Source organism: Pseudomonas indica NBRC 103045, assembly GCF_002091635.1.
Lineage (GTDB): Bacteria > Pseudomonadota > Gammaproteobacteria > Pseudomonadales > Pseudomonadaceae > Pseudomonas_M > Pseudomonas_M indica.
In genome coordinates this window covers 73,677-84,083 of record NZ_BDAC01000023.1, presented here as the reverse complement: position 1 = coordinate 84,083, position 10,407 = coordinate 73,677, and the positions used below count along the sequence as shown (strand labels likewise).

Annotated in this window: 12 protein-coding genes; 2 read left to right on the top strand and 10 right to left on the bottom strand. The window is 65.4% G+C overall.

Annotation, left to right across the window (positions count from 1 at the left end; translation table 11 throughout):
* Nucleotides 1–286: 286 nt before the first annotated feature.
* Nucleotides 287–1,153: a LysR family transcriptional regulator gene (locus PIN01S_RS22020; protein ID WP_084339010.1), complete on the bottom strand. Its 867-nt coding sequence runs from the start codon at nt 1,151–1,153 to the stop codon at nt 287–289.
* Nucleotides 1,154–1,260: 107 nt separating this feature from the next.
* On the opposite strand from PIN01S_RS22020, the gene PIN01S_RS22015 reads away from it, so the two are divergent.
* Nucleotides 1,261–1,686 (top strand): VOC family protein, encoded by a 426-nt coding sequence (locus PIN01S_RS22015; RefSeq protein ID WP_084339008.1) that lies wholly within the window; start codon nt 1,261–1,263, stop codon nt 1,684–1,686.
* A 222-nt stretch (nt 1,687–1,908) separates the two neighbouring features.
* Here the strand turns inward: PIN01S_RS22015 and PIN01S_RS22010 are convergent, their stop codons facing one another.
* The 5 genes from PIN01S_RS22010 to PIN01S_RS21990 are packed head-to-tail and all read right to left on the bottom strand — an operon-like array spanning nt 1,909 to nt 5,826.
* Nucleotides 1,909–2,544, bottom strand: coding sequence for an SCO family protein (locus PIN01S_RS22010; RefSeq protein WP_084339006.1), 636 nt, complete (start codon nt 2,542–2,544; stop codon nt 1,909–1,911).
* Nucleotides 2,541–3,440 (bottom strand): heme o synthase, encoded by a 900-nt coding sequence (gene cyoE / locus PIN01S_RS22005; RefSeq protein WP_084339022.1) that lies wholly within the window; start codon nt 3,438–3,440, stop codon nt 2,541–2,543. Before cyoE ends, PIN01S_RS22010 begins: the two co-directional genes overlap by 4 nt.
* Nucleotides 3,437–4,519: a COX15/CtaA family protein gene (locus PIN01S_RS22000; RefSeq protein WP_090257264.1), complete on the bottom strand. Its 1,083-nt coding sequence runs from the start codon at nt 4,517–4,519 to the stop codon at nt 3,437–3,439. The genes cyoE and PIN01S_RS22000 overlap by 4 nt, the downstream gene beginning before the upstream one ends.
* A gap of 19 nt (nt 4,520–4,538) precedes the next feature.
* Nucleotides 4,539–5,120, bottom strand: a complete 582-nt coding sequence (locus PIN01S_RS21995; protein WP_084339004.1) for a PA_0111/PP_0108 family redox-active disulfide protein — start codon at nt 5,118–5,120, stop codon at nt 4,539–4,541.
* The gene (locus PIN01S_RS21990) at nt 5,095–5,826 is read right to left on the bottom strand and encodes an SURF1 family protein (protein WP_084339002.1); all 732 of its coding nucleotides are present in this window, start codon (nt 5,824–5,826) and stop codon (nt 5,095–5,097) included. The genes PIN01S_RS21995 and PIN01S_RS21990 overlap by 26 nt, the downstream gene beginning before the upstream one ends.
* A 72-nt stretch (nt 5,827–5,898) precedes the next feature.
* On the opposite strand from PIN01S_RS21990, the gene PIN01S_RS21985 reads away from it, so the two are divergent.
* A complete protein-coding gene (locus PIN01S_RS21985) occupies nt 5,899–6,102 on the top strand; it encodes a twin transmembrane helix small protein (protein WP_084339000.1) in 204 nt (67 codons plus the stop codon).
* 45 nt (nt 6,103–6,147) lie between these two features.
* Here PIN01S_RS21985 and PIN01S_RS21980 read toward each other — a convergent pair whose 3' ends face one another.
* The 4 genes from PIN01S_RS21980 to coxB are packed head-to-tail and all read right to left on the bottom strand — an operon-like array spanning nt 6,148 to nt 10,340.
* Nucleotides 6,148–7,035: a cytochrome c oxidase subunit 3 gene (locus PIN01S_RS21980; protein ID WP_084338998.1), complete on the bottom strand. Its 888-nt coding sequence runs from the start codon at nt 7,033–7,035 to the stop codon at nt 6,148–6,150.
* 14 nt (nt 7,036–7,049) lie between these two features.
* Nucleotides 7,050–7,598, bottom strand: a complete 549-nt coding sequence (locus PIN01S_RS21975; protein WP_084338996.1) for a cytochrome c oxidase assembly protein — start codon at nt 7,596–7,598, stop codon at nt 7,050–7,052.
* A 10-nt stretch (nt 7,599–7,608) separates the two neighbouring features.
* Complete coding sequence (gene ctaD, locus PIN01S_RS21970) at nt 7,609–9,204, bottom strand: cytochrome c oxidase subunit I (protein ID WP_084338994.1); 1,596 nt, start codon at nt 9,202–9,204, stop codon at nt 7,609–7,611.
* 11 nt (nt 9,205–9,215) lie between these two features.
* Nucleotides 9,216–10,340: a cytochrome c oxidase subunit II gene (gene coxB, locus PIN01S_RS21965; RefSeq protein WP_084338992.1), complete on the bottom strand. Its 1,125-nt coding sequence runs from the start codon at nt 10,338–10,340 to the stop codon at nt 9,216–9,218.
* Between the last annotated feature and the right edge of the window lie 67 nt (nt 10,341–10,407).

The following is a 10,407-nucleotide window of genomic DNA, read 5'->3' as shown; positions in this document are numbered from 1 at the left end:
GCCTGCTCCCCTCTCCCGTTTACGGGAGAGGGGCTGGGGGAGAGGGCCGAAAAAACCGCGAAGCTATCGGTGCCCCCTTTCCCTAATCCTCTCCCCAGAGGGGCGAGGGGACTGATCGTGTCTGACCAACGCTTAAGTGAACAGCATTACGCCCCGTGCGGGCTTTTTCATGCGTGCCATCTAGCGACCGACTCCCGGATTGCGCTGCGCTTATCTGGGCTACGGGACCGGGCGAATACGTGGCCCGGATAAGCCTTGGCGCAATCCGGGACGGCGAAATTCCGGCTTACACAGAGGCGGCCCCTCGCAGGCAATCCAACAGGCATTCCAGCGCCGGTTGCCGCTGGGCACGGCGCATGACCGCCACCAGTTCGCGGTGGAAGGTCAGTTCGCCCAGTTCGATCACCCGCAGCCGGGTCGGCCGTTGCAGCCAGAGCCCTGCACGCGGAATCAGGGAGACGCCCAGGCCGCACTCGACCATCCGCACGATGGCCTCCAGTTCGTCCAGCTCCAGCGCCTCGCGGACCTGCAGTCGCTGTTCGCGGAGAAAGCCGTTGACCAGCCGCCCGCCGAAGGAGGCGCGGTCGTAGCGTACGAAGGGCTGCTCGGCGAGCAGTTGCAGGGGATCGTCGCCGGGCAGGCTTTCCGGGGCGATGAGCACGAAGGGCTCACGGGCCAGCGAGACTTCCAGCAGCTCCTTGGGCAGGGCGAAGGGCGGCTTGATCAGCAGGGCGAGATCCAGCTCGCCGGCATCCACCTGGCCCAGCAGGTTGAGCGATACGCCTGGCACCAGCTTCAACTCGATGTGCGGCGCCTTCTCGCGAAAGCGCGGCAAGGCCTCCGGCAGCAGCCCGGTCTGCAACGTGGCGATGGCGCCGATCTTCAGCTCGCCGCGCCACTCGGCCACATCCGAGGGCAGCGCCATCTGTCCGTACAGGGAGAGCATCTGCTCGGCCAGCGGCAGGGCGTGCCGGCCGGCAGCGTTGAGAACGGCCGCCCGACCGCTACGGTCGAACAGGCGAACGCCGAGGCCCTGCTCCAGCACGCGGATTTGCGCACTGACCGCCGATTGCGTCAGGCCGATCCGCTGGCCGGCGGCGGCGAAGGTTCCCAGGCGGGCCACGGTGACGAAGGTCTTCAACTCACGCAGCATGTGGTCTCCATTTATCGAAATCTTTCGTGCTCGGCCGCAAGGATATTCGCTTTCCATCGAAACGGCTGCTGCTGAGAATGGGGCGATCCAACCAGGAGAACCGATCGATGAGCCTTGCCCCCTTTCATTTGGCGATACCCGTCTACGACCTGGCCGCCGCCCGGCATTTCTACGGCGAAGTCTTCGGCTGCCCCGAAGGCCGCAGCAGCGAGCATTGGGTGGATTTCGACTTCTTCGGCCATCAACTGGTGATCCACGAGGCGCCGAAGACCGATTCCCAGGAGCAGGCCCACAGCAACCCGGTGGACGGCCACGACGTACCGGTGCCGCATTTCGGCGTGGTGCTGGCCTGGGAGGACTGGGAACGCCTGGCCGAACGGCTCAAGGCGCGCGGCACGACGTTCGTCATCGAACCTTACGTGCGCTTCAAGGGGCAGGTGGGCGAGCAAGCCACCCTGTTCCTCCTCGACCCCTGCGGCAACGCGCTGGAGTTCAAGGCGTTCAAGGACATCGGCCAGTTGTTCGCGAAGTGAGGAGGGCTTGGGCGAATGAGTTCGCCCCTACAGAACAGGTCCGAACCGTTTTGTGGGAGCGAATTCATTCGCGATGGAGCCGCACCGGCCATGCTTTCGTAGGAGCCAGCTCTGCTGGCGAAGCGTCTCTACGGCCCGAATCGCGAGCAAAGCTCGCTCCTACAAGGCAAGGTGGGCCCGGTTTTTTGTACGGGCGAAAAATTCGCCCCAATCGACCATCTCTCAACCCCGCGGTTTCATCAACTCCGGCAATTGCGTGGCGAGCTTCTGGCCGTTCAGCGGGGCGCGGATAAAGCCGCGTTGGGTGCCGTCGGGGCCGATGATCACCAGGTTGCCGCTGTGATCGACGGTGTAGTTTTCCTTGCTGGTATCGCCCGGAATGAACGGAATGCTCACCGCATTGGCCAGCTTCTGGATATCCGCGAGATCGCCCGTCACGCCCTCGAAGCCGGCGTCGAAATAGCCCAGGTACTGCTTGAGCTGCTCGGGGGTATCGCGGTTGGGGTCGACGCTGACCAGCACCATGCGCAGGTCGCCGCGCATCGCTTCCGGCAGCATGCCCTTGATCTGCCGCAGCTGCGCCAAAGTCGTGGGGCAGACGTCCGGGCAGAAGGTGTAGCCGAAGAACAGCAGACTCCAGCGATCCTTCAACTGATCCATCCGCATCGGCTGACCGTCCTGGTCGGTCAGTTGCAGTTCGGGGAGCGTCCGGCTCTGCGGCAGCAGCACGATACCGGCGTCGAGCAGTTGGGTCGGATCGGCCTGGCGCGGCGCGTTGAGCACCTTGGAGAAGGTCAGGCCGATCACCAGGGCGATCAGGGCAACGAGGATGAAGACGGTTTTCTGGACTCGGGTCATAGGGCCAACAACAGGTAGTGATCGACGAGCAGCGCGATGAACAGCAGGAACAGGTACCAGATACTGTACTTGAAGGTGTTGATCGCAGCGTGCGGCCGGGCGTCACGGTACAGCACCCAGGCCCAGTGCAGGAAGCGCCCGCCGAGCAGCAGCGCACCGGCGAGGTAGAGCGGCCCGCTCATGTGGATGGCGTAGGGCAGCAGGCTCACCGCCAGCAGCACCAGGGTGTAGAGCAGGATGTGCAGCTTGGTGTAGCCCTCGCCGTGGGTGACCGGCAGCATGGGGATATCCGCCTTGGCGTACTCCGCCTTGCGGTGGATGGCCAGGGCCCAGAAGTGCGGCGGCGTCCAGGCGAAGATGATCAGCACCAGCAGCAGCGGTTCGGCGGACAGATGACCGGTGACGGCGACCCAGCCGAGCAGCGGCGGCGCGGCGCCGGCCAGGCCGCCGATGACGATGTTCTGCGGCGTGGCGCGCTTGAGGAAGCCGGTGTAGACCACCGCGTAGCCGAGCAGCGAGGCCAGGGTCAGCCAGGCCGCCAGCTCGTTGGTGAACACCAGCAGCAGGGACATACCCAGCACCGCCAGCAGCAGGGCGAAGCCCAGGGCCGCAGCCGGCGACACGCGCCCCTCGGCCAGCGGCCGCTTGTGGGTACGCGCCATGATCGAGTCGATGCGCCGGTCCACCACATGATTGACCGCCGCCGCCGCCCCGGCACAGAGGCCGATGCCGAGGTTGCCGAACAGCAACACGGTCCAGGGCACGCCGGCACGGGTGGCGAGGAACATGCCGACCAGCGAGGTGATCAGCATCAGCACCACCACCTTCGGCTTGGTCAGCTCCAGGTAGTCGCGCCAGCTCGCGTGGGCACTTCGTTCGCGCAGCAGGGTCGTCATGATGATCTCCTTATGGCGAGTGATCTCGGAGTGGGGGTCGGTTGCAGCGACACCCAGGCTTGCCGTTCCGGCTGACGGGCGGGCTGCGGAACGGAACGCAGCCGGTAATTGACCGCCACCATCACCAGCAGCAGGAGAGCCCCGCCGCCGTTGTGGGCGACTGCCACCGCCAGCGGCAGATGGAACAGCACGTTGCTGATGCCCAACCCGACCTGCACGGCCAGCGCCAGCAGCAACAGGCCGGCCAGCCGCGACAGGCCGTGGCGACGCAGTTGCCAGGCCAGCGCCAGCAGCACCAGGGTGACGGTCAGGGCGCCGAGACGGTGGGTCATGTGGATGGCGGTGCGGGCATCGCTGTCGAGTTGTCCGCCGAGGTAGTTGGGGCCGATGTGCTGGGTCAGGTGGAAGCCATTGGCGAAGTCCATCGCCGGCCACCATTCGCCGTGGCAGGTGGGCAGGTCGATGCAGGCCACCGCCGCGTAGTTGCTGCTGACCCAGCCGCCCAGGGCGATTTGACCGATCACCAGCAACAGGGCGAGCGCCGCCAGGACACGCAGCCGCCGGGGCACCCCGGGTAGGACGGGGAATTCCCGCGACAACCGCAGGCAGAGCAGGAACAACAACGCCAGGGTGGTGAAACCGCCGAGCAAGTGCGCGGTTACCACCTGCGGCCAGAGCTTGAGGGTCACCGTCCACATGCCGAACGCCGCCTGGGTGATCACCACGCCGAGCAGCAGCAAGGGCAGCTTCAGCGGCTGCCCGTCGCGGCCACGGCGGCGCAGCGAACGGATCGCCAGGACGAGGATCAGCAGGCCGAGAGTGCCGGCGAAGTAGCGGTGGACCATCTCGTTCCAGCCCTTCTCCGCCTCCACCGGCGCGTCGGGGAAGTGACGCTCGGCGTGGGCCAGTTGCGCCTCGGTCTTGGGCACGCCGATGAAGCCGTAGCAGCCCGGCCAGTCCGGGCAACCGAGGCCGGCGTGGGTCAGGCGGGTGTAGGCGCCGAGGAGCACCACCACCAGCGCCAGCAGGGTGGCGACGATTGCCAGACGGTAACCGGCTCTGCGCAGGGCTCTATCCATCCTCGTTCCCCCTGTCGGCTCAGCCGATCTTCGACAGTTTCAGCAGATGGCGAAGGTCGTTGAGGATTTGCTTGCCGTTCGCCTTGGCGTCGTAGCGCAACACCAGGTTGCCGTGCGGGTCGACGATCCACAGCTGCGCGCCGCCGAGGTCGTGGGTGCCGCGGGCATAGGCGTCGGCATCCAGACCGTAGCGTTGCAGTTGCGGGTATTCGCGTTCGAGGCGGGTAGCGAAGTCATCGTCCAGCGGCCGAGCGTTGGCCAGCGCATGGCCGGCGCGCGACGCCTCGCGGCCGAGGCCGATATGAATCTGCCGGGCCAGGTAGACCAGTTGCTGGCACTCCTGGGCGCAGTCCTGCGGTGCGGTGACCAGCAGTTGCCAGAGGTGCTCGTCGGCCGCCGTCACGCCGATGTCGGTGCGACCGAGGCCGTTGCCGATCAGCTCGCCGTGGTAGCTGCGCCCGTCCGGCACCCAGAAACGCCAGTGGTACATGCCCGAGGCCAGCAGCATGGGGCCGACCACCACGGCGATCAGCAGGATCAGCTGCCAGCGGCCACGTCGGCGACGTGCCGGGGCTTCAGGCAGGGCGATGGCTGGATTCATCTTTTTTCTCCCGCGCATTGTGCAGTCCGAGGTAAACGAACAAGCCGAGCAGGGCAGCCGCCAGGGCGAACCACTGCACGGCATAGCCGAGGTGTTTTTCCGGGCCCATGGCGACCACCGGCCACTCTGCCCGGTAGGCCGCCGGGCCCGGTTCGAGACGGATTTCGTAGGGCAGGCCGCCACGCCCGAGGCGCTGCCAGAGCACCGCCGGCTCGACCGCCGTGACCAGTCGCGGCCAACCGTCGGTCGCGGCATCGGCGCGCAACTGGAAGGGTTTGCCGGCTGGCACGTAGACCCAGGCGGTCAGCGCCAGGGGTTGTTCCGGGGTGTCGAAGCGCGGCGGCTGGCGCCGGTCCGGCCAGGGCAGCCAGCCCCGGTTGACCAGCAGCCAGAGCCCGCTCGGCTGGTCGTAGAAGGGTTGCAGCAGCTCGACGCCGACCTGGCCGTCACGGCTGCGGTTGTCGAGGATCAGACTGTGGTGGTCGTCGAAGAAACCCTCCAGGCGCACCCGCAGGAACGCCGGATCGCGGCTGCGCTCCAGCTCGCTGACCGCCACCGGCGCGGCTTGCAGGCGCGCGGCCTGGGCGGCGAGCAGGGCGCGTTTCTCGTCCGCCCGCTGCAACTGCCAGAACCCCAGCCAGACGAGCAGCGGCAACAGCGCCAGCACCACCAGGGTCGGCGCCAGTCCGGGCCGGAAGCGGCTCATGCCGTGCTCCCGAATCCGCGAAGACGACTGGCTATAATGCACGACGTTCCCCCCTTTCCCCTGGATCCCCGCATGCTCAAGGCCGCAATCGTCCTCTTGCTGCTCGCCACTGTGGTCAGTCTGTTCAGCGGCCTGTTCTTCCTGATCAAGGACGAGGGCCGCACCAATCGGCTGGTCAACGCCCTGTTCGTCCGCGTGACCCTGGCCACCCTCACCCTGGCCCTGATCGCCTGGGGTTTCTACAGCGGCCAGCTCACGACTCATGCCACCTGGTAACGCTCTTCCTGTCTTGTCGCTTGCAACTTGCAGCTTGCCGCTCCCCTAAAGCACATAGACGAAGGTGAACAGCCCGATCCACACCACGTCCACGAAGTGCCAGTACCAGCTGGCGGCTTCGAAGCCGAAGTGGTGCTCGGGGGTGAAGTGCCCGCGCAGGATGCGGACCAGCATCACCGTGAGGATCAGCGCACCGAGGGTCACGTGGGCGCCGTGGAAGCCGGTGAGCATGAAGAAGGTGGCGCCGTAGATGCCCGAGCCCAGGGTCAGGCCGAGTTCGGTGTAGGCATGCACGTACTCCTCGGCCTGCAACACCAGGAAGGTCACACCCAGCAGGATGGTCGCCGCCAGCCAGAGCTTGAGCTTCTGCCGCTCGCCCTTGCGCAGGGCATGGTGGGCGAAGGTCACGGTGAAGCTGGAGGTCACCAGCAGGATGGTGTTGATCAGCGGCAGCTTCCACGGATCGATGATGCCTTCCGGCGCCGGGAACAGCTTCGGGTCCGGGTTGTTCAGCAGCGGCCAGGTGTACTCGAAGTTCGGCCAGAGCATGTTGCTGATGCCCTTGTCGCCTTCGCCGCCCAGCCAGGGGCCGGTCCAGTAGCGGATGTAGAAGAGCGTGCCGAAGAAGGCGGCGAAGAACATCACCTCGGAGAAGATGAACCAGCTCATGCCCCAGCGGAACGAGCGGTCCATCTGCGCGCTGTACAGCCCGGCGCGGCTTTCCTTGATGACGTTGCCGAACCAGCCGAACAGCATGTAGGCGACCAGCAGGCCGCCGATGAAGAAGATCAGCGGGCCGTTGGATTCGTCGCGCCCGGCCTTGAGGTCGTTGAACCAAGTACCGAGGCCATAGAGGGTGGTCGCCAACCCGATGGTGGCGATGATCGGCCATTTGCTCTGGGCGGGGACGTAGTACTGCTCGTGAGTTGCCATTTCTCTTGTTCTCCTTAGCCGCCGTTGTGGGCAACGGGCGGCTGGCGGGCAGTGATGTCGAACAGCGTGTAGGCAAGGGTGAGGTGGCGGACGTCGGCGGGCAGGTCGCGGTCGACGATGAAGCGCACCGGCATCTCGATGCGCTCGCCCGGTTGCAGCACCTGCTGGGTGAAGCAGAAGCACTCGGTCTTGTGGAAATAGGCGGCCGCCTTGGACGGCGACACGCTGGGAATGGCCTGGGCGGTCATCGGCTTGTCGGTGGGGTTGTAGGCCACGAACAGTATTTCGTTGGTGGCCCCCGGCTTCACTGTCAGCTCCTCGGCCTTCGGGCCGAATTCCCAGACCATGCCCGCCGAGTTGGTGGCGAGGAACTGCACGCGCACTTGGCGCGCCTCGTCCACCTGCTGCGATCCCTGGTAGGCCCCGGCGGTCTTGCCGTTGATGCCGAAGGCCTGGCACATGACGTCGTAGATCGGCACCAGGAGAAAGCCGAAGGCGAACATCGCCACCACCACCAGCAACAGGCGCTGGACCAGGCGACGGGTGCTCAGGGCTTCACTCATGGCCGCGACCTCACTTCACTTCCGGCGGGGTGCTGAAGGTGTGGTAGGGCGCCGGCGACGGCACGGTCCACTCCAGCCCGTCCGCGCCGTCCCAGGGCTTGGCCGGGGCGGGTTTGCCGCCACGGATGCACTTGATGACGATGAACAGGAAGAGGAACTGGGTCGCGCCGAAGGTGAAGGCACCGATGGACGAGACCATGTTGAAGTCGGCGAACTGCAGGTTGTAGTCGGGAATCCGCCGCGGCATGCCGGCCAGCCCGACGAAGTGCATCGGGAAGAAGGCCATGTTCATGCCGATGAAGGACAGCCAGAAGTGCAGCTTGCCCAAGGTCTCGTCGTACATGTGCCCGGTCCACTTGGGCAGCCAGTAGTAGGCCGAGGCGAAGATGCCGAAGATTGCCCCCGGCACCAGTACGTAGTGGAAGTGCGCCACCACGAAGTAGGTGTCGTGGTACTGGAAGTCCGCCGGGGCGATGGCCAGCATCAGCCCGGAGAAACCGCCGATGGTGAACAGGATGACGAAGGCCACGGCGAACAGCATCGGCGTCTCGAAGGTCAGCGAGCCCTGCCACATGGTGCTCACCCAGTTGAACACCTTCACCCCGGTGGGCACGGCGATCAGCATGGTGGCGTACATGAAGAACAGCTCGCCGGTGAGCGGGATGCCTACGGTGAACATGTGGTGCGCCCAGACGATGAACGAGAGGAAGGCGATCGCCGCGGTGGCATAGACCATCGAGGTGTAGCCGAACAGCGGCTTGCGCGAGAACGCCGGGATGATCGAGCTGACCGCGCCGAAGGCGGGCAGGATCATGATGTATACCTCGGGGTGGCCGAAAAACCAGAACACGTGCTGGAACAGCACCGGGTCGCCACCGCCGGCGGCATTGAAGAAGCTGGTGCCGAAGTGGATGTCCATCAGCATCATGGTCACCACGCCGGCCAGCACCGGCATCACCGCGATCAGCAGGAAGGCGGTGATCAGCCAGGTCCAGACGAACAGCGGCATCTTCATCAGGGTCATGCCGGGGGCGCGCAGGTTGAGGATGGTGGCGATCACGTTGATCGCGCCCATGATCGAGCTGATGCCCATCAGGTGGATGGCGAAGATGAAGAAGGTGACGCTTTCCGGCGCGTAGGTGGTGGACAGCGGCGCATAGAAGGTCCAGCCGAAGTTCGGCCCGCCGCCCTCGGTGAACAGGGTCGAGACCAGCAGCGTGAAGGCCGCCGGCAGCAGCCAGAAGCTGAAGTTGTTCATCCGCGGCAGGGCCATGTCCGGCGCGCCGACCATCAGCGGGATCATCCAGTTGGCCAGGCCGACGAAGGCCGGCATCACCGCGCCGAAGACCATGATCAGGCCGTGCATGGTGGTCATCTGGTTGAAGAATTCCGGCTGGACGATCTGCAGCCCCGGCTGGAACAGCTCGGCGCGGATGACCATGGCCATGCTGCCGCCGAGCAGGAACATGCAGAAGCTGAACCACAGGTACATCGTGCCGATGTCCTTGTGGTTGGTGGTCAGCACCCAGCGCATCAGGCCCTTGGCCGGGCCGTGGTGGTGGTCATGCCCGGCATGACCGGTATCAGTGTCGATCACTGCACTCATCTCGGTCTCTCCTATTCCTGGGCCTGTTTGAAGGTCAGCACGTCTTTCGGTGTGACCATGTCGCCGACCTTGTTACCCCAGGCATTACGCTCGTAGGTGATGATCGCGGCGATGTCGACTTCCGACAGTTGCTTGCCGAACGCGGCCATGGCGGTGCCCGGCCGGCCGTTGACCACCACGTTCAAGTGCTCTTCCTTCGGCCCGGTGGCGACTTTCGAACCCTTCAGGGCCGGGAACATCGGCGGCAGGCCTTCGCCGGTGGGCTGGTGGCAGGAGGCACAGTTGGTCAAGTAGGCCTTCTCGCCGCGCTCGACCAGCTCTTCCATCGTCCACTCCTTGCTGGTCAGCTCCTTCAGCTTGGCCGCTTCGGCCTTGCGCTCGCCCATCCAGGCGTCGAAGTCTTCCTTCGACTTCACCTCCACCACGATGGGCATGAAGCCGTGGTCCTTGCCGCACAGCTCGGTGCACTGGCCACGGTAGAGACCGGGCTGGTCGACGCGGGTCCAGGATTCGTTGACGAAGCCGGGGATGGCGTCCTTCTTCACCGCCAGGGCCGGCACCCACCAGGAGTGGATCACGTCGGCGGCGGTGACCAGGAAGCGCACCTTGGCGCCGGCCGGCAGGACCAGCGGCTGGTCCACCTCCAGCAGGTAGTGCTCGTCCTTGTCGACCTGATTGCTGATCTGCTCGCGCGGGGTGGCCAGGTTGCTGAAGAACTCGACGTCCTGGTTCAGGTACTTGTAGTGCCACTTCCACTGGTAGCCGGTGACCAGCACGTCCAGTTCGGATTCGGACGGGTCGTAGATGTGGATCAGCGTCCGGGTCGCGGGCACGGCCATGCCGATCAGGATCAGCAGCGGGATCACCGTCCAGAGCACCTCGACGCGGGTGTTCTCGTGGAAGTGGGCGGGCTCCTGGCCGGTGGAGCGGCGGTGGATGATCATCGACCAGAACATGGCCCCGAAGACCACGACGCCAATGACGACGCAGATCCAGAAAATGGTCATGTGCAGATCGAAGACGGAGCGGCTGACCTCAGTCGCCCCCGGAGACATGTTTACAGTCCAGGCAGCCTGCGCCTGGCTGAAAATCGACCACAGCAGGAGTCCCATCCAGACTCGTGGATGTCGCATCATTGCGGGTTCCCCTTATCGTTCTTGTTATCCCGCCGGCTGAGCCGACGGCCAAGGGAGCGGCTGCTAA